The sequence below is a fragment of the Streptomyces sp. SID13666 genome (genome assembly GCF_010548325.1).
Lineage (GTDB): Bacteria > Actinomycetota > Actinomycetes > Streptomycetales > Streptomycetaceae > Actinacidiphila > Actinacidiphila fildesensis.
In genome coordinates this window covers 64,055-81,964 of record NZ_JAAGLX010000023.1, presented here as the reverse complement: position 1 = coordinate 81,964, position 17,910 = coordinate 64,055, and the positions used below count along the sequence as shown (strand labels likewise).

16 protein-coding genes are annotated in these 17,910 nt (G+C 73.8%); 12 read left to right on the top strand and 4 right to left on the bottom strand.

Annotation, left to right across the window (positions count from 1 at the left end; translation table 11 throughout):
• Positions 1–38: 38 nt before the first annotated feature.
• Both G3I60_RS26265 and trxA read right to left on the bottom strand, forming a co-directional pair.
• Positions 39–1,769, bottom strand: coding sequence for an AMP-binding protein (locus tag G3I60_RS26265; protein ID WP_164293511.1), 1,731 nt, complete (start codon positions 1,767–1,769; stop codon positions 39–41).
• Positions 1,770–1,877: 108 nt separating this feature from the next.
• Entirely contained in the window at positions 1,878–2,246 is a 369-nt protein-coding gene (gene trxA, locus G3I60_RS26260; RefSeq protein WP_138354169.1) for a thioredoxin, read from the bottom strand.
• A gap of 110 nt (positions 2,247–2,356) precedes the next feature.
• Here trxA and G3I60_RS26255 point away from each other — a divergent pair, with 110 nt between their 5' ends.
• Positions 2,357–2,572: a hypothetical protein gene (locus G3I60_RS26255; protein ID WP_164293418.1), complete on the top strand. Its 216-nt coding sequence runs from the start codon at positions 2,357–2,359 to the stop codon at positions 2,570–2,572.
• An 83-nt stretch (positions 2,573–2,655) separates the two neighbouring features.
• On the opposite strand, the gene G3I60_RS26250 is transcribed toward G3I60_RS26255, so the two are convergent.
• Entirely contained in the window at positions 2,656–3,522 is an 867-nt protein-coding gene (locus G3I60_RS26250; RefSeq protein WP_164293512.1) for a thermonuclease family protein, read from the bottom strand.
• Positions 3,523–3,833: 311 nt separating this feature from the next.
• Between G3I60_RS26250 and G3I60_RS26245 the strand changes: the two genes are divergently transcribed.
• The 11 genes from G3I60_RS26245 to G3I60_RS26195 are packed head-to-tail and all read left to right on the top strand — an operon-like array spanning position 3,834 to position 16,706.
• Positions 3,834–5,648 carry an acyl-CoA dehydrogenase family protein gene (locus tag G3I60_RS26245; RefSeq protein ID WP_164607801.1) on the top strand — a complete coding sequence of 605 codons (1,815 nt, stop codon included), beginning with the start codon at positions 3,834–3,836 and terminating at the stop codon, positions 5,646–5,648.
• Positions 5,642–7,450 (top strand): acyl-CoA dehydrogenase, encoded by a 1,809-nt coding sequence (locus G3I60_RS26240; RefSeq protein WP_138354165.1) that lies wholly within the window; start codon positions 5,642–5,644, stop codon positions 7,448–7,450. The genes G3I60_RS26245 and G3I60_RS26240 overlap by 7 nt, the downstream gene beginning before the upstream one ends.
• 29 nt (positions 7,451–7,479) lie before the next feature.
• Positions 7,480–7,881 carry an acyl carrier protein gene (locus tag G3I60_RS46885; protein ID WP_138354164.1) on the top strand — a complete coding sequence of 134 codons (402 nt, stop codon included), beginning with the start codon at positions 7,480–7,482 and terminating at the stop codon, positions 7,879–7,881.
• Complete coding sequence (locus tag G3I60_RS26230; protein WP_164607799.1) at positions 7,878–10,829, top strand: type I polyketide synthase; 2,952 nt, start codon at positions 7,878–7,880, stop codon at positions 10,827–10,829. The genes G3I60_RS46885 and G3I60_RS26230 overlap by 4 nt, the downstream gene beginning before the upstream one ends.
• Before the next feature lie 29 nt (positions 10,830–10,858).
• A complete protein-coding gene (locus tag G3I60_RS26225; protein WP_164607796.1) occupies positions 10,859–11,887 on the top strand; it encodes a 3-oxoacyl-ACP synthase III family protein in 1,029 nt (342 codons plus the stop codon).
• Positions 11,888–11,924: 37 nt separating this feature from the next.
• On the top strand, positions 11,925–12,152 hold the full coding sequence (locus G3I60_RS26220; protein WP_164293515.1) for a phosphopantetheine-binding protein: 228 nt from the start codon (positions 11,925–11,927) through the stop codon (positions 12,150–12,152).
• Positions 12,149–13,060 (top strand): 2-oxo acid dehydrogenase subunit E2, encoded by a 912-nt coding sequence (locus G3I60_RS26215; protein WP_203673877.1) that lies wholly within the window; start codon positions 12,149–12,151, stop codon positions 13,058–13,060. The genes G3I60_RS26220 and G3I60_RS26215 overlap by 4 nt, the downstream gene beginning before the upstream one ends.
• Positions 13,053–13,880, top strand: coding sequence for a 4'-phosphopantetheinyl transferase superfamily protein (locus tag G3I60_RS26210; protein WP_244809605.1), 828 nt, complete (start codon positions 13,053–13,055; stop codon positions 13,878–13,880). Before G3I60_RS26215 ends, G3I60_RS26210 begins: the two co-directional genes overlap by 8 nt.
• Positions 13,877–15,151 (top strand): FAD-dependent monooxygenase, encoded by a 1,275-nt coding sequence (locus tag G3I60_RS26205; protein WP_343240935.1) that lies wholly within the window; start codon positions 13,877–13,879, stop codon positions 15,149–15,151. Before G3I60_RS26210 ends, G3I60_RS26205 begins: the two co-directional genes overlap by 4 nt.
• On the top strand, positions 15,148–16,224 hold the full coding sequence (locus tag G3I60_RS26200; RefSeq protein ID WP_164607793.1) for an alpha/beta hydrolase: 1,077 nt from the start codon (positions 15,148–15,150) through the stop codon (positions 16,222–16,224). The genes G3I60_RS26205 and G3I60_RS26200 overlap by 4 nt, the downstream gene beginning before the upstream one ends.
• Positions 16,224–16,706, top strand: a complete 483-nt coding sequence (locus G3I60_RS26195) for a DUF4260 family protein (RefSeq protein ID WP_164607792.1) — start codon at positions 16,224–16,226, stop codon at positions 16,704–16,706. The genes G3I60_RS26200 and G3I60_RS26195 overlap by 1 nt, the downstream gene beginning before the upstream one ends.
• On the opposite strand, the gene G3I60_RS46880 is transcribed toward G3I60_RS26195, so the two are convergent.
• Positions 16,696–17,865 carry a cytochrome P450 gene (locus G3I60_RS46880; RefSeq protein ID WP_343240936.1) on the bottom strand — a complete coding sequence of 390 codons (1,170 nt, stop codon included), beginning with the start codon at positions 17,863–17,865 and terminating at the stop codon, positions 16,696–16,698. The genes G3I60_RS26195 and G3I60_RS46880 overlap by 11 nt on opposite strands.
• Between the last annotated feature and the right edge of the window lie 45 nt (positions 17,866–17,910).

Sequence of the window (17,910 nt, the reverse complement as noted above, 5' to 3'; positions counted from 1 at the left end):
GCGGGGCACTGACAACGGGCCGTGTGCAAGGCCGCCGGTCAGCGGTCCAGGAGCGTGTCGCGGTGCTGGGCGCGGTACTCGTCGAGCAGCGCCATCCGGTCCGCCGTGGTGAAGGGCCGGTACGCCGCGCCGCAGGGGCCCGCGTCCGGCGGGGACCACCAGACCGGATCCGCGCACGAGAAGCCGGTGCGGCGCAGGCCGACCCGGTGGACCTTGTTGGTGGCGGTGACCGGCATCCGCGCGGTCACGCGCACGAAGCGCGGCGGCATCTTCGTGCCCAGATCCGGCTGGGCGGCGAGGAAGGCGGCGAACGCGGCCGGGTCGAAGGCGGCGCCGTCGTGCAGGGCGAGGGTCGCCATGACCTGGTCGCCCGCCACCGGGTCAGGGACGGCGTAGACGGCGGCCGAGGCCGCGTCCGGGAAGCGGGCCAGGATGTTCTCGATGACCGCGGCGGCCAGGTTCTCGCTGTCGACGCGCAGCCGGTCGTCGCTGCGCCCGGCGAAGTGGAAGAAGCCCTCGGCGTCACGGAAGAACAGATCGCCGGTCCAGTACCAGTCGCCGCGCAGCCGGTCGGCGACGGCCTGCTCGTTCTTCCAGTAGCCCTCGAACGTGCTCCGGCCGCGGTTGACCAGCTCGCCGATCGCCTCGTCGCCGTTGAGCAGCCGGCCGTCGGGGTCGAACCGCGCGGGCGGGCGTTCCCGGCCGGTGCCGGGGTCCACGACGGCGAGATCCGCACCCGGGGCGGCGCGGCCGATGGCGCCGGGTGGTGTGCCGGGGGAGCGCTGGATGGCGGCGCCGCCCTCGGAGGAGCCGTACCCCTCGATGAGCGGGGCGCCGAAGCGGGCCGCGAAGCGGGTGGCGTCGACGGCCCCGGCCTCGGTGCCGAAGCCGTGCCGCAGTGGGTGGTCGCGGTCGTCGGGGCGTTCGGGGGTCGCGAGCAGGAACTGCACGGCGCGGCCGACGTAGGTGAAGTACGTGGCCCCGTAGGCCCGTATGTCGGGCAGGAATCCCGAGGCGGAGAATTTCCGGGTCAGGGCGACTGCGGCCCCGCCGGTCAGTGCCGGGGCCCAGTTGGCCATGACGGCGTTGCCGTGGAACAGCGGCATGCAGATGTAGTGGACGTCCTCGGGCACCACGCCCAGGAAGTCGACCAGTGCCTGCCCGGCGTGGGCGAGGCGGCCCTGGGAGCAGATCACCGCTTTGGGGGTGCCGGTCGAGCCGGAGGTGAAGTACAGCAGCATCCGGGTCCCGGGCGTGACCTCCGGCGCGGGTTCCGGCTCGGCGCCCGCGTACGGGGCGAGCAGCACGTCGTACGCGGGGTCGTCGACGACGAGGACGCGGTCGCGGGCGAGCGACGGTCCCAGGTCGAGGCCGTCGAGCAGCGGGAGGTGGGCGCGTTCGGTGACCAGCAGGGCGCATTCGGTGTGGGCGATGTCGCGGGCCAGTTCCGGGCCGCGCCGGGTCGGGTTGACGCCGACGACGGTGGCTCCGGCGAGTGCGGCCGCGCCCAGCCACAGGGGGTACTCGGGGACGTTGTCCAGCAGGACGCCGACATGCGGCTGCGCTCCGGGCGGCAGCAGATCGCGCAGCAGCGCGGCGCGGGCCGCCGACGCGGCGGCGGTCTCGTGGTGGGTGAGGACCAGATCGCGGTACTTCAGGCCCGGCCGGTGGTCCTTCCACCGCGCGCGCACCAGCTCCGCGACCGTGGTGCCGGCCGCGGAGCCGGTGTCCGGGGTGTGAGCGGCCCCCGCCGTGTGCGTGCTCCCCATCGCCGCCTCCCGTCCGTTGGACAGCAAGCCGCACCATAACTGACTAGTCGTCAGATGTGGAGGGGGCGATCGACGGCGGGGGCCGGGGCGAGCGGTCGGGGTGCTGCGTCAGGAACCCTGCTGAGCCTGCTCGACGGACTTGCGGACCTCGTCCATGTCCAGCGCGCGCGCCTGGCCGATCACATCGTCCAGGGCCGCGGCCGGCAGCGCGCCGGGCTGGGCGAAGACGGCGACGCGGTCGCGGACGATCATCAGCGTCGGGATCGACTGGATGTCGAACGAGGCGGCCAGCTCCGGCTGCGCCTCGGTGTCCACCTTCGCGAAGACCAGGTCCGGATTCGCCTCGGCGGCCTTCTCGTAGACCGGGGCGAACATCCGGCACGGGCCGCACCAAGCGGCCCAGAAGTCGATGAGGACGAAATCGTTCTTGGTCACGACCTCGTCGAAGTTGTCCTTGGTCAGCTCGACAGTGCTCATGGTGCGCATAACGGGGTGTGCCGATCGGATATTCCGGCGACTTCACTCATCCGGGTGATGGGGTGACCGGGTGCAGTGGCGATCAGTGGGTGGGTCTCGTTGGTCCTGTCATGGGAACGACGGAATGGGCCCGGGACAGCGGCGGCGCGAACGAAGGAGCCGCCTGGCGCGTCACCCGGGGTGGAACGATTCCGCACGGCTCGGACGTCCCGGTGTACGCCGCCCTGGCCGACCAGTGGCGGTCGGCCGGGCGGATGGTACCGGGGCAGATCGACGCGGAGTGGGCCGAGCTGGTCGGACGGATCCCGCGGTTGACGGGGGTGTGACGACCGGAAGCGGGATGTGACGGCCGCAGTCGGGATACGGCGGGAGAGCGGCCACGAACGGCCCTGCCGCGGTCCGGGACGCCTCAGCCCTCGTCGAAGACCAGGTCCTCGGGCGGACGGTTCATCCGCACCGTCTGGCCCGAGACCTCCACCACCGTCTCGAAGCCGGTGTACTGGCCGCGGGACACGATCAGCACGCGGTCGCCCCGCTGGTCCAGGAAGGCGGCGAACCCGGCCAGCGACGGGTCTCCCGCGCCCAGCGCCAGGTAGTCCGCCAGCCGTCGGAACAGCTTCGGCATGATCACGGCCTCCGAGGTGATCGACTCCAGGCCGTCGATCCGCGCCCCTGACTGGGTGACGTCCAGCGACCACAGCCCGACGCCCTTGGACCGGGCCGCGTCCACCGCCGCGGTCAGCGCCTGGCGCAGATCCACGTACAGGTTCCGGTAGTACGTCGGATAGGCCAGGCCCTCCGCGAGCTGGTGGAAGTTGGCCGTCTCCTCCAGCAGCGCGGCCTCCACCCGGATCCGTTCCCCGCTGGTGCCCGGCGCCGCGCCCTTGCCGACCAGGGCCACGCACCGCCCGTACAGATCGGCGCCGCGGGTGAGGAGGTAGCCGGGCAGCTGCGCCGGCTCCGCCGCGCTCACGGTGCCGTGCCCGTCGCGGGTGACCCCGGTGAAGCCCAGCCAGGACAGCAGCTCCCCGGCGGCCTGGTCGGCGTACGGCGCCGGCTGGTGCAGTTCATGGCCGTGCGCCGGTATGTAGTGCGTCTCCAGGGCGTCGATCGCGTCCAGCCGCAGCTGCGCGCCGCCCGTCGCGTTGCGCTGCACCCGGTGCTTGCCCTCCACCAGGTCCCAGTGCGCCGGATCGGTGGGGTAGAAGCGGATGGAGTCCCCGTCGGGACGGGCTCCGGTGATCCGGTACGTGCCCTCGATGACGAGCATGGGCATGGCGACGCCTCCTCAGCGTGTCCACGTATCCGCCCGGTCGGCGCGGCCGGCTGTCCGCCGCGGGCCGCCCGCGGATCCTCGGTGGATGTCCCGCGCGGTTCCCTTCCCTCCAGCGTGACGCAGAAATCCCGGCGGTACCGGGGACCGGCCGGTAACGGCGGGCTGAATTCTTCTCATCAACCCACAGCGTGGACGCCCCCTTGAGCTGGATTCGAGGGCCGGTACACATCCTCGGACGCATCGCCCGGAGTGACCCGAAAGGAACCTGCTGTGAACGTACGCGCGACGTTCCACAAGCCGGGACGGCGGCCATGGTGACGGTCCTGCGGCGCGCCGGTGCCGGGGAAGGCGCCCTGGCGGTCCCGCAACTGCGCCATTCGTCCTGGGAGCTGGCGGCCCGCTTCGACCGGGAGCTGGGGGACCCGGGCGACCCGGCCACCGTCTTCTCCTACCAGGAAGCCGTCCGGCTGGACGAGGCCGAGGAGTTCCCCGACGAGGCGTGCGCCGCCCTCGACGCCTGGGGCCTCGCCGACTACTACGTGCCCGCCGACTACGGCGGGGTGCTCACCGGCTTCGAGGACCTGCAGCAGCTCATCCGGATGCTGGCCCGGCGCGATCTGACGGTCGCCGTCGGACACGGCAAGACCTTCCTCGGCTCGGTGTCGGTGTGGGTCTCAGGCGACCACGCGGCGGCGGTCCGGCTCGGTGCGCTGGTCAAGGCGGGTGCCCGCGTCTCGCTCGGCCTGACGGAGCGCACCCATGGCAGCGACATCATGGCGGGCGAGCTCACCGCGGAACCGGTCGGCCCCGGCTACCGCGTCAACGGCGAGAAGTGGCTGATCAACAACGCCACCCGCGGCCGGCTGCTCAGCCTGCTCGCCCGTACGTCGCCCGTCGGCGGCCCGCGCGGCTTCACCCTGCTCCTCCTCGACAAGGAGGAACTGCCCGAGGAGACCTACCGCTGCCTGCCCAAGGTGCCCACCCACGGCATCCGCGGGGCGGACATCAGCGGCGTCGTCATCCAGGACGCGGTGGTGGGCCCGGAGGCGGTGGTCGGCGGGGCCGGCGGCGGTGCGGAGCTGCTCCTCAAGTCGCTCCAGCTCACCCGGACGCTCTGCCCGTCGCTGTCGCTCGGCGCGGCCGACCACGCGCTGCGGCTGGCCATGGAGTTCGCCAGTGAGCGGGTGCTCTACGGCCGACGGCTGACCGAACTCCCCCTCACCCGGCGCACCCTGGCCGAGGCTTATGCCGACCTCCTGGTCTGCGAGGCGCTCAGCACGGTGGCGACCCGCAGCATCCACGCCCTGCCGAGCGAGCTGAGCGTCACCTCCGCCGTCGCCAAGTACCTCGTGCCGACCATCATCGACGGACAGGTCGCCTCGCTGGGATCCCTGCTGGGCGCACGGTCGTTCCTGTCGGGCGAGTTCGCCCACGGCAGCTTCCAGAAGGTGGCCCGCGACCACCGCATCGTCGGCATCTTCGACGGCAACACCCTCGTCAATCAGTACTCGCTGGTGGCGCAGTTCCGTTCGCTGGCCCGCAACTACCTCGGGCCGCTGGACCACCGCCCGCGGTTGGGCACCCTGTTCAACCTGAGCCGGCCGCTGCCGCCGTTCGACCCCGAGCGGCTCACCCTGCTCTCCCGCTACGGCAGCAGCGTCCTGGGCACCCTGCCCGCCTCCGTGACCCGGTTGGCGGACGCGGCGCTGCTCGACCCCGCGCTCGGCGGCGCCGCCCGGTGCGCCGCGGAACTGCGGGTGGCGGCCGACGCGCTGCACCGCAGGATCGCCCGCCGGATGGAAACGGTGGCGGCCGCTTCACCCGAGAGCTTCACCGACGCACGCAAGTACGGGCTCTGCTTCGCCGGGGCCGCCTGCCTGGGACTGTGGCTGCACAGCCACCGTGAGGCGGAGGCGGGCGGGACCGGCGGGCTCTGGCAGGACGGTCTGTGGCTCGAAGCCGTACTGAACCGGCTGCTGGCCCGCCTGGAGGCGCGCCCGGCCGCGGGCGCCGCGGAGGACCCGCTGTTCGAGCGGCTCTACACACAGCTGACCCAGCAGTACCAGGACGGCAGTCTCTTCTCGTTGCTGCCCTGCCCGATAGCCGAGGGACCGCCATCATGCTGAAGGACAACAGCTCCCGCCCGCAGCCGGGCCCCGTCCCGGACGCCGGACCGGCGCAGCCGGCCGGGCTCCGGTCGGTGGACCCGGCGGAAGTCGCCATCCAGGCCAGGGTCGCCGAACTGGAGCAACTGCTCGGCGACCCCCGCGACCCGGACAACCCCTTCGGGCACGACGCGTTGCTCGCCGCCGACGACCGCAGCGAACTCCTCCCCTCCGCGGAGGACGCGCTCACCGGCTTCGGCCTCAACCACGAGTTCGTGCCGGTGGAACTCGGCGGGCGGCTCGCCCGGGTGGACACCCTCGCCCGGGTGCTGCGACCGGTCTTCCGCCGGGATGCCTCACTCGCGCTGGGCTACGGAGTGACGTCCTTCCTCGCCGCGGTCGCGGTGTGGGCGGCCGGTACGCCCGAGCAGCGCCGCTGGACCGCCGACCTGCTGATGGGCGGCGGCCGGCTGGCCATCGCCTACCACGAGCTGGCACACGGCAACGACTTCGTCCGCAACGAGTTCACCGCGCTCCCCGACGGCACCGGCTTCCGGCTGGACGGCCGCAAGGAAGTGATCAACAACGCCGGGCGCGCCGAGGCCCTCGTCCTGTTCAGCCGCACCGCGAAGGAGGCCGGCGCCCGCAGCCACTCCGTGCTGCTCGTCGACAAGAGCGTGCTCCCCGCCGACCGGTTCGAGCATCTGCCGCGCTACCGCACGGTCGGGGTGAAGGGCTGCGAGATCGGCGGCTTCCACTTCCGTGACTGCCCGCTGCCCGGCGACGCGCTCGTCGGCGGGCTCGGCGAAGGCGTGGAGATCGCCCTGCGGTCCTTCCAGATCACCCGCAGCGCCATTCCCGCGATGGTGCTGGCGGGCGCCGACACGGCGCTGCGCACCGTGGTCGGCTTCGCCGTCGACCGGCAGCTGTACGGCCGTTCGGTACTGGAGATCCCGCACGCCCGGTCCACCGTGGCGGGCGCCTTCACCGACCTGCTGATCTGCGACTCCCTCGCGCTGGCCGCCACCCGGGCGGTCCATCTGCTGCCCGGCCAGACCAGCGTGTACGCGGCGGTGGTGAAGTACCTGGTGCCCAAGTTCCTGCAGGACGCCACCTACGACCTCTCGATCGTGCTGGGCGCCAACTTCTATGTACGCAACGGTGAGTACGGCATCTTCCAGAAGCACGTACGCGACCTGCCGATGACCAGCCTCGGACACGCCGGGACCGCCGCCTGCCAAGCCACGATCATTCCCCAACTGCCGCGGCTGGCCCGCAAGTCGTGGTTCGCCGGCGAACCCGCCCCCGCCTCGCTCTTCCGCAGCTGGGAGGGTCTGCCGCCGCTCGACACGAGCCGGCTGTCGCTCGCGGCGGACGGTGACGCGCTCGCCGCCTCCCTGGTGACCGGGTACGACTGGCTGCGGGCCACCGGCAGCGGGGGGACCGACGCGGCCGCACTGATCGAACTCGTCCGCTCGCTCGTCGAGGAACTGCGCGAGCTGCAGGGCGAGTGCACGGAGATGCCGCCCGAGGACCGCACCGTACTGGCCAGCCCGCACGCCTACGCGCTCGCCGACCGGTACGCCCTGGTGCTCGCGGGATCCGCCGTCCTCAACGTATGGCGCGAACAACTGGGGGGCGGCTCGCCGTTCCTGGCCGACCCGGCCTGGCCGACGGCCGCGCTCGCCCGGATCGCCCGGCGGCTGGGGCTGCCCGTCCCGGAACGCACCCGGGACGAGGTGGACTGGCTGCTCGGCGAGGTCCTCGACCGCTACCACGGCGAACGCAGCTACGACCTCTACGACAGCCCCCTGGCCGGTTGAGCGGCACCGAGACACAAGAGGAGTCGGACATGGTGGTTCCCGGCAGCGCTGTCCAGGAGCGGGAGTTTCGCGGGTGGCTCCTGGAGAAGCTCGGCCAGTACCTGCGGCGCCCCCCGGCGGACATCGACATCAGCGTGCCCTTCGCGGAGTACGGCATCGACTCGGTGGCCGCGCTGAGCATCTTCGGTGACATCGAGGACGGATTCGGGCTCTACCTGGAGCCGACGGTGGCCTGGGACCACCCCACGGTGCAGTCCCTCGCCCGCTATCTGGCCTCCGAGTCCGCCCGCAGCGCCACCGGCCCGCTGACGCAGGCTCCTTACGGCGAGCCGATCGGCGGGAACCAGGCGGGCGGCGACCCGAGCGACCCCCGCGACACCCCCGGGACGGCGGGCTGGACGCGGAACACCCCGGGAGGTGGACCGCGGTGAACCCGATCGCCGTTCTCGGCCTGGACTGCCGCTTCCCAGGGGCCCCCGACCCGGGGGCGTACTGGGACCTGCTCGCCGCCGGAGCCGACGGGGTCGGGCCGAGACCCGCCTCCCGCCGGGTCGGGGACACCCGGCGGGCGAGTGTGCCCGCGGCCCGGCCCGACGGCGGATTCATCGACGACGCCGACGCGTTCGACCACGCCTTCTTCGGCATCGGCCGCGCCGAGGCCGCCGCCATGGACCCGCAGCAGCGACTGCTGCTGCAGACCGCCTGGCGCGCCCTGGAGGACGCCGGCATCAACCCCAGGGACCTGGCCGGCAGCGGCACCGGGATCTACGTGGGCGCCATGGCCGACGACTGGTCCCGGCTGCGGCTGGCCGACGACGCGGCGATCACCCCGCGCACCGGCACGGGCGCCGGCCGGGCGATCCTCGCCAACCGGCTCTCGTACCAGCTGGATCTGCGCGGTCCGAGCCTCACCGTCGACTCCGCCTGCTCGTCCGCGCTGATCGCCGTGCACCTCGCGATGGGCGCGCTGCTGTCCGGCGAATGCGACATCGCCCTGGCCTGCGGGGTCAACCTGGTGATGTCCGACGTCCTGGACGAGATCTACGGCCAGTCCGGGCTCGCCGCCCCGGACGGCCGCTGCAAACCCTTCGGCGCGCAGGCCAACGGCATCGGCCGGGCCGAGGGCGTCGGCGCCGTCGTCCTGCAGCGACTGGAGGGCGCCCGCGAAGCGGGCCGCCCGGTCCGCGCGCTGCTGCTGGGCAGCGCCGTCAACCAGGACGGCCGCAGCAACGGCATCATGGCCCCGTCCCGGCGCGCCCAGCGCGAGGTCATCCAGGCCGCCTGCAAGCGGGCCGGGGTCGAGCCGCAGCGGATCGGCTGGGTCGAGGCGCACGGCACCGGCACCCCGGTCGGCGACCTCATCGAGGCCCGCGCGCTCGGCGACGTGTACGGCGGGCTGCGGCCGGAACCGTGCGCGATCAGCTCGGTGAAGGGCAACATCGGCCACGCCGAGGGCGCGGCGGGTATCGCGGGCCTGATCAAGGCCGTGCTGGCGCTGGAGCACCGGCTCGTCCCGCCGGTCAGGACCGTGGGCGGCGAGCACCCGGGACTCGACCTGGCGGCGCACGGCCTGCGGCTGCTGACCGAACCGCTGCCGCTGCCCGAGGGCGAGATGCTCGCCGCCGTCTCCAGCTTCGGCATGGGCGGCAGCAACGCCCATGTGGTGCTCTCCTCCGCGCCCCGGCAGACCGCCCCCATCGCCGCCCCGCAGACCAACAACGGTGAGAGCGGTGAGAGCCCGGGGGTGTTCACGCTGACCGCGCCCACGGCCGAGGCGCTGCGCCGCAACCTGGTGGTCCAGGCCCGGTCGCTCGCGGGCCGCGCCCAGGAGCCGGTCACTCCGCTGTGCTGGACCAGCAACCTGACCCGCACCGGCATGGCGTACCGGATCGCGATCCCCGCCGAGGACACCGCCGGGCTCGCCGCCGCCCTGGACGCCGCCGCGGAGGCGGGCGAGGGCGTGCCGGAGCCGCCGGAACCCCCGGTGGTGGCGTTCCTCTTCACCGGCCAGGGCGCCCAGTACCCCGGGATGACGAGCCGGCTGTACCGCGAGTCGCCGCTCTACCGGCACTACCTCGACGAGGCGTCCCGGGCCCTGGAACCGCACCTCGGCGGTTCGATCACCGAGCTGCTGCTCGGCCGTGACGAGCGGGTGCACCGCACCGGCTGGACCCAGCCCGCCGTCTTCGCCGTGCAGTACGCGCTGGCCGGCTACCTGGAGGAGCTGGGCGTGCGGCCCGGCGCCGTACTCGGGCACAGCATCGGCGAGTTCGCGGCGGCCGTCACCGCGGGCGCGCTCGGTCTGGAGGACGCCGCGGCGCTCGTCGCGGCCCGCGGCACCGCCATGGAGGCGCTGCCCGAGGGCGGCGGGATGCTCGCCGTGCGGGCGCACCCCGACGACCTGCGCGAAGTCCTCGCGGGCGAACCGCTGGTGGGTCTGGGCGCCGCCAACGGCGCTGCCGCGTCCGTGCTGTCCGGCGATCTGGCGGGCCTCGCCAGGATCCGCGAACAGCTCGCCGCGCGCGGCGTCGGCTGCACCCCGCTCAAGGTCTCGCACGCCTTCCACTCGGTCCTGATGGAGCCGGTGCTGCCCGGCTTCCGCACGACGGCTGATGGGATCACCGCGGGCGAGCCGCGCATTCCGTTCTTCTCCACCGTCCGCGGCGGCCTGCTCGCCGGACGCCCGCTCGACGCCGACTACTGGTGTGAACACATCACCGGCAGCGTCCGGTTCGCCGAGGCCGCCGCCGCGCTGCTCGGCTCCGACGTCACGCATCTCGTCGAACTCGGCCCCAAACCCGTCCTGCTGCCCCTCGCCCGGAGGCTGCCCGGAGGCAGCGGGCTGCCCGGGATCTCGGTCGTCCGTGACGCCCACAGCGGCGCGCTGACCGCGGCCGAGGCGGCGGCCGCGCTCTACACGGCCGGGGTCGACATCCGCTGGGAGCTTCTCTACCGCCCCGAGGACAAGGTGCACGCCCAGCTGGCGCCGCAGAGCTTCGATACCTCGGCCCGGTTCTGGTACGAGCCACCCCGACCCGCGGCGGCGCCGGCCGGCGAACCGGGGAGCCCGGTCCTGTCGCTGGTGCGCGCGGACTCCGGCCCGCGGGCACCCGAGCACGACGGCGGCGGGCTCGCCGAGGCGGTGCGCGAGACGGTCGCCGGGATCACCGGCGCCGAGGAGGGCACCCTGCGCGACGACGACCGGTTCTACGACGACCTGGGCTTCGACTCGGTGATGTTCATGGAGCTCAAGTACCGGCTGGAGGAGGCGGTACCGGCGCTGGGCGAGCTGTCGATCCCGGAGATGATGTCGAGCCTGGTCTCGGTGACGACCCTCATCGGCTATCTGCGTGAGCAGCTCGCCAGGGTCCCCGCCTGATGACCCGGCGCCCGCCCTCGGAGCCCGGCATGCACCTGCTCGCGGCTGCCACCGCGCTGCCCGGCCCGGCGATCGGCAACGAGGTGCTGGCCGGGCGGCTCGGGCTCTCCGCCGAGTGGGTGGAGATGTTCATCGGCACCCGGACCCGGCACTTCGCCGTGGACCTCGCGGGCGGCGTCGGCTGCCTGCTGGCCGACCTGTGCGAACAGGCCGCCGTCCGCAGCCTGGAGCGGGCCGGGCTGACCATGCGCGACCTCTCCTTCGTGGTGCTGGCAACGGCGACCCCGGACTCCCTGATGCCCACCACGGCCGCCGTCGTCGCCGACCGGCTGGGCGCCGCCGGCATCCCGGCCTACCAGCTGCAGTCGGGCTGCTCCGGCGCCGTCCAGGCGTTCACCCTCGCCGAGGCGCTGCTCGCCCAGCAGCCCGCCGGGCCCGGCGGGCCGTACGGACTGGTCCTCGGCGGGGACGTCTGCGCCAAACACCTGGACCTGGAGCAGGACTTCCGCCGGATGCCGCCCGCCCAGCTCGTCAACTACGTGATCTTCGGCGACGGCGCGGGCGCCGCCGTGGTGAGCGCCGCCCCGGCCCCCGGCAGCGCCGCCTTCCACGGGCTCGGGCACCGGCTGGCCCTGCCGGGCCAGCCACCGGGCCAGCACGTCGAGTGGTATGGCGCCGCCGACCGCGACAGCGCGCTGCCGCCGGTCTCCGAGGACTACAAGGCCGTCGAGTGCCTGGTCCCGGAACTGGCCCAACAGGTCTGCGCCGACCTGCTGGACACCCTCGGCTGGTCGGCGCCCGACCTGGGCTACCTGCTGCCGCCGCAGCTCGGCGGTCTGATGACCCGGCGGATCACCGCGGCGCTCCGCGAGCGGCTCGGGGTCGAGAAGGCCGTCGAGATCTCCTGTGTCGCCGACACCGGGAACACCGGGAACGCCCTGGTGATGAGCCAGTTGGAACAGCTGCTGCCGCTGCTGACCCCGGGAGCGCGGGCGCTGTGCGCCTGCGTCGAGTCCAGCCGGTGGATATCGGCCGGTTTCGCCCTGGAGGCGTCATGAGGACCGTGCAGGACAACGGAATGAAGGAGGAGGCACAGTGACAGGAGTCGAGGACATGATCACCCTGCTCAACCGGGAACTGGGCCTGTTCCTGCGCCCGGAGGACGCCGGGGCGCCACTGGAGGCGCTCCCCGGCTGGGACTCGCTGCTGCTGTTCCGGCTCGTCGCGGTGCTGGAGGAGGAGGCCGGAAGGCCGCTGCCGGTGGCCGAGGTCGTCACGGCCGGCACCCTCGCCGAGATCCACGCGCTGGCGGTGGGGCTGTGACGCCCCAGGCCGCGTCGGGTCAGGCCGGGACAGGCCGGACCACGGCACGTCAGGACACCGCGCGGTCCGACCGGGCCCGCCGCCACACCCGGTACTTCCTGCGGTGGGCCCGTGCCGCGGCCCCCGTGCACCTGGGCGCCGACATCGACATGACCGGCGTCCAGGCACACCGGGCCGCGGCCCGTGCCGAGGGCCGCCGGTACTCCGTCGTGAGCTATCTGCTGTACGCCGCCGGCCGGGTACTGGCCGACCACCCGGAGGCCAACGCGACGACGGCCGGCGGTATCGTGCCGCGCACCCTGCGCTACGAACGGGTGCACGCGAAGCTGGCCATCGACAGCGGAACCGCCGACGAGGGCCGGCGCGCGGTGCGCGTGGCGGTGCTGCCCGACGTGGACCGGCTGGACCTGGCCGGAATCCAGCAACTCGTCGACCGCTACCGGAACGGAGCCGCCGAGGACCTGCCGGGAGCGGAGGGGGTGCGCCGGCTCGGCCGGCTGCCCCCGCCGCTCGGGCACCTCGCCTTCCGGACGGCCGTGAGCAGCGGGGCCCGCCGGGCCGAACTGCTCGGGACCGTGGCGGTCAGCTCTCTCGGCCACCGCAGGGTGGACACCTTCCACTCCTACGGTGGTACCGCGGTCACCCTGACCGCGGGCCGGATCGCCGAGGTTCCGGTGGCCCGTGCGACGCGTGTCGCCGTGGCGCCGGTGCTGCGCCTGGGTCTGACCTTCGACCACCGCGTGCTCGACGGCGCGGCGGCCGCCGACGTACTGGACGACCTGGCACTACTCCTGGAGGCATGCGATGCCGCTCTTCCCGGGGGGTGGGACGCCCCCCAACGCCGTTCCGGTGATCGGCCGGCCCATCAGGGTGACCAGTCCGGAAGGCCCGTGGCACCGCGTGGTTGAGGCGCTGGACGAGCGTGGCAGCGTCATGGTCCACGCCCTGCTGTCGGACTGGGTGCCCGAGAACCTCGACGACCCGGAGCTGCGCCCGGTCCTCGGACGGGACTGGCACCGCTACCAGGCGATGCGCCACCACCATGTGCGGGAGCGCTTCGCCGCCTCCCGGCTGCTGCTCAAACACGTGGCGGCGCAGGCGATCCAGGCACCGCCGGCCACCGTGGAGCTGGCCTACAAGCCCGGTGGCCGCCCGTACCTGCGCGGCTGCGACCAGATCGACATCAGCCTCAGCCACACCGAGGAACTGCTGCTGGTCGGCATTACCCGGCGCGGCTGGATCGGCGTGGACGCCGAGCTGGAGGACCGCTCCATGCTGGTCTCCGGCATCGAACGGCAGGTGTGCACCCCGTACGAGCGCACCATGCTGTCCCAGGTCAGGGAGAGCGACCGCAACCAGGAGATGGTGCGGCTGTGGACGCTGAAGGAGGCGTACAGCAAGGCCATCGGCCAGGGCATGCGGTTCCGGTTCAACGAGTTCGGCTTCGGGCCGAGCGGCCATCCCGTCCAAGTGCTCAGACCGGACGGCTCGCCCGGCACCGGTGAGGAGTGGGCGTTCGGCACCTGCCGTGTCGAAGGCCGCTACACCGCCAGCTGGGCGCTGTACGACGCGGGATTCGGTGACACCGACGACACCCGGGCCGGCACCATGCTCGACGAGGGCCTGGTCACCGCGCTGCTGCACCAGCCGGCCGAGGCGCCGCAGCCGGCCGCCGAGGCCACCGCCGCGACCGACGTGCCGCTGACCGGAGCCGGAGTGGCGGCGTGACCGCCGCCCCGCCGCCCGCCGGGACCGACGTGGTCGTGGTCGGCGGCGGGCCGGCCGGACTCGCGCTGGCCCTCGCACTGGTACGGCTCGGGGTGCGCACGACCGTGCTGGAACGCTCCGCCGGCGGCCGCCGCGACTTCCGCGGCGAGTCGCTGTCCCCGGACGGCGTCCGGCTGCTGGACCGCTGCGGCGTCCTGGAACAATTGCGCGCCATCGCCCTGCCGGTGCGCCGGCTGGAGGTCGCCGACGGCGGCAGGACCGTACTCGACGTCGGCTTCGAGTCCTTCCCCTATCCGTACCGATTCCCGCTGGAGATCCCGCAGTCCCTGCTGCTCGCGGAGATCGAGGCCGCGGCGCGGTGCCAGGACGGCTTCCGGATGCTGCGCGGCTGGACCGCCAAGGGCCTGCTGTCCGCGGACGGCCGGACCACCGGCGTGCGGGCCGCCGGGCCCGGCGGGGCGGAGTGCGAGATCCGCGCCCGGCTCACCGTCGGCGCGGACGGCCGTTACGGCAGGATCCGCAAACTCGCCGAACTCGACGCCCGGGTACGGCCGCTGGACCGGGACGTGATCTGGATGCGGCTGCCGCGCCCCGTCGAGTGGACGGACGCGGCCTACCGGATCCGGATCCGCGGCGACCGGCACGCCCTGCTGCTCCCCGACTCCGGCGGCACCGTCCGGGTGGGCCTCAACATCCCCAAGGGCGGGCTGCGCGAACTGCGCAGGTCAGGACTGGACGCGCTGCACGGCCGGCTCGGTGAACTCGCCCCCGAACTGGCGGAGCCCGCCCGGCAGACGCTGCGGGACTGGTCCGACACCGCGCTGCTGGACATCTTCAGCACCACCGTGCCGCATTGGTCGGCGCCGGGCGTCGTACTGATCGGCGACGCCGCGCACACCCTGTCGCCCGTCCTCGGCCAGGGCGTCAACCACGCCCTCGCAGACGCCGCAGCCCTCGCGCCGCTCGCCGCCGCGGCGCTCCACAGCGGGGAACCAGCCGGACTCGACCGCGCCACGGGACAGTTCCAGCGACAGCGGTCCCGCGAGGTGGCCCGTTCCCGGCGGCTGCAACTGCGCCAGGAGCGGATCTTCACCTGGTCGGCCCCGGCCGCCGTGGCGGTGCGCCGCGGCGTCTACCGGGCGTTGGACACCTCCGCCCGGCTGCGCGCCCGGATGCTGGAACCGGCGTACTTCGCCGACCAGCGGGCCGAGCGGGCCCGCGGCGCACGGCGCGAGGACCACGACGAGCACGAGCAGGAGGCGCGGACATGACCACACGGCTCGGTGCCGACGACGCCATCGGCCTGGAGGAACTGCGCGGGCTGTCCCTGCTGCACGCACAGGCCCAGGGCATCGAACCCGGCGCCGCCCAGGAGCTGCTGGCCCGGATCACCGAGCCGTGGGGCGACCGTCCGCGCTCCTGGGGACGCGTCTGGAGCGCGGAGGGCGACCGGCTCACCGGCCAGGGACTGCACCTGGAGGCCTCCCGCCACTACGCCATGGCCCGCTTCCCGTACCCCGGGGACGCGCCCCGCCAGGAGGCCCAGCGCCGCTGCGTCGCCGCGTTCGACACCTGGCGGGCGGAACAGGGCGCGGGCATCGAGCGGTTGGAGGTCCCGCTGGAGGACGGCACCGCCGTCTGCTGGACCGCCGGGCTGTCGGCCACCGACCCGAAACCGCTGATCGTCGTCATGGGTGGCATCGTCAGCGTCAAGGAGCAGTGGGCGCCGCTGCTGGTGCACGCCGAGGCGTTCGGCGTCGCGCTCGCCGTCACCGAACTGCCCGGCGTGGGCGAGAACACCGTGCCGTACGGGCCGCGCTCCCCGCGCATGCTCTCGGCGATCCTCGACGCGCTGTCCGGCCGCGCCGATGTCAGCCGCACCGCCGCCATCGCGCTCAGCTTCGGCGGCCATCTCGCGCTGCGCTGCGCCCTGGTGGACTCCCGGCTGGCCTGCGTCGCCACCGTGGGCGCCCCGCTGCGGCTCTTCTTCGAGGACGAGGCCTGGCAGCGCCAGGTGCCCCGCACCACCCTCGCCGCGCTGGCCCACACCACCGGCGTCCCGCCGTCCCTCGTCTTCGGGTACACCCGCGGCTGGGGCCTCACCGACGAGGAGCTCGGCGCGCTGCGGATCCCCGTCCACTACATCGCCGCGCTGCGCGACGAGATCGTGCCGCTGGGCGAGGCCGCCGTGCTCCGCAGAGCGGCCGTCCCGGGCGAGGTGACGGTCCTCGACGACGTGCACGGCGCGCCCGCCCACCTCGACCACACCCGCGGGCTGCTGCTGGGGGCCGCGGTCGCCGCCGCCGCGCCGGCGACGCCCGGCGCGGTACCGGAAGCCGCCTGATGACCCTGAACCCCCGCGGCGCAACCGCCCCGCCGGTCACGCACACCGCCTCGCGGGGCCGGCCCCCGGCCCCGCCGTCGGCCCCCGCTACGGCCCGCTGGAGCGGCGCTCCGGCCACCTGGGCGCACCGCCACCCCGTCGCGCGCGCGGTGAGCCTGGCAGTGGGCCTGGGCGCGCTGGGCGGCGCGGTGGCGCTGGGCGGGAGACACGACAAGGTGCTGTGGTTCTGCGCGGTGGTGCCGGACACCGCCCTGCTGCTCGGCATCGCCGGAGCGCCCACCTGGCACCGGATGCCGTCCTACGCGGTGCGCCCGTACAACGTGCTGCACTCGCCCGCGGTCCCGGCCGTCCTGCTGACGGCGGCGGCCCTCACCGGCCGCCGCCGCCTCGCCGTCGCGGGCCTGGCCTGGCTCGGGCACATCGGCTGGGACCGCGCCTGCGGTTACGGACCGCGGGACGCGGCCGGCTACGTCACCAGGTGACCGGCAGCGCCGTCAGCCGGTTCACCAGCAGTCCAGTGTGCATCGTGATGTCCTGCTCGGGAACGGCCAGCCGCAGCTTCGGCAGCGCGCGGGCCAGCGTCGTCAGCGCGATCTCCAGTTCGGCGCGGGCCAGCGGCGCGCCCAGGCAGTGGTGCACACCGTGACCGAACGCCAGATGCGACGGGCCGGGCCGGCCGGGGTGGAGGCTGTCCGCGTCCGGGAAGACCCGCTCGTCGCGGTTGGCGGAGCAGATCGACGCGATGACGGCGCTGTTGGCGGGGATCGGCACGCCCGCGACCTCGGTGTCCCGCAGCGTCACGCGCAGCGGGCCGCCGTCGCCCATCGGGTTGTAGCGGAGCAGTTCCTCCACCACGGAGGCGGGCCGGCGCAGCAGCGCCGCGAAGCCGTCCGGCTCGCGCAGCAGGGTGAACGCGCAGGTGCCGATCATTCCGGCGGTCGTCTCGTGCCCCGCGACCAGCAGCGTCATCGCCATCGTGAGGAGTTCCAGATGACTGAGGCTGCCGTGCTCGTCGTGCGCCTGCACCAGCGCGCTGAGCAGATCGTCGCCGGGCTCGAGGCGCTTGGCGCCGACCAGGTCCGCGAGATACCCCACCAGTTCGTCGCGGTTGGCCCGCATCACCTCGGGGGAGTGCGCGGTGAGCGACAGCAGCGCGTCGGACCAGCCGCGGAAGCGGTCCCGGTCCTCGTAGGGCACCCCCAGCAGTTCGCAGATGACGAAGGCGGGCAGCGGGAACGCGTAGGCGCCGATGAGGTCGACGCCCTCGCCCGCGGTGATCATCTCGTCGACGAGCCGCTCGGCGGCCTGCTCGATCCGCGGCCGCAGCGCGCGCACCCGGCCCGCGGTGAACTCGGCGGTGACCAGGGCCCGCAGACGGGTGTGCTCGGGCGGGTCCAGGGTGAACAGACCGCCGGCGTCGAACGGCATCGCGGTCAGTTTCGGCGCCTCCGGGAGGACGGTGGCCGCTCGGCTGAAGTCGGCGCCGCCGAGCACTTCACGGACATCCTCGTAGCGGCTCACCAGATATCCCGGGTCGCCACTGGGCAGGGTGACCCGGGCGACCGGGCAGCCCGCGCGGAGTTCCTCGTAGGCCGGTGGCACCTGCGTCGCGGACGGCCGGGGCGGCGGGTAGGTGGTCACAGTGACACTCCTCGGGGGCGGTGGAGCGCCGGAGCGCGCCCCGGC

Bases quoted from the DNA above. Each gene is read 5' to 3' on its own strand.
- G3I60_RS26240 (WP_138354165.1), top strand. From the start codon at position 5,642: ATGCTGAAGGACAACAGCTCCCGCCCGCAGCCGGGCCCCGTCCCGGAC.
- G3I60_RS26200 (WP_164607793.1), top strand. From the start codon at position 15,148: ATGACCACACGGCTCGGTGCCGACGACGCCATCGGCCTGGAGGAACTG.
- G3I60_RS26195 (WP_164607792.1), top strand. From the start codon at position 16,224: ATGACCCTGAACCCCCGCGGCGCAACCGCCCCGCCGGTCACGCACACC.
- trxA (WP_138354169.1), bottom strand. From the start codon at position 2,246: ATGAGCACTGTCGAGCTGACCAAGGACAACTTCGACGAGGTCGTGACC.
- G3I60_RS46885 (WP_138354164.1), top strand. From the start codon at position 7,480: ATGGTGGTTCCCGGCAGCGCTGTCCAGGAGCGGGAGTTTCGCGGGTGG.
- G3I60_RS26255 (WP_164293418.1), top strand. From the start codon at position 2,357: ATGGGAACGACGGAATGGGCCCGGGACAGCGGCGGCGCGAACGAAGGA.
- G3I60_RS26250 (WP_164293512.1), bottom strand. From the start codon at position 3,522: ATGCCCATGCTCGTCATCGAGGGCACGTACCGGATCACCGGAGCCCGT.
- G3I60_RS26225 (WP_164607796.1), top strand. From the start codon at position 10,859: ATGCACCTGCTCGCGGCTGCCACCGCGCTGCCCGGCCCGGCGATCGGC.
- G3I60_RS26265 (WP_164293511.1), bottom strand. From the start codon at position 1,769: ATGGGGAGCACGCACACGGCGGGGGCCGCTCACACCCCGGACACCGGC.
- G3I60_RS26245 (WP_164607801.1), top strand. From the start codon at position 3,834: ATGGTGACGGTCCTGCGGCGCGCCGGTGCCGGGGAAGGCGCCCTGGCG.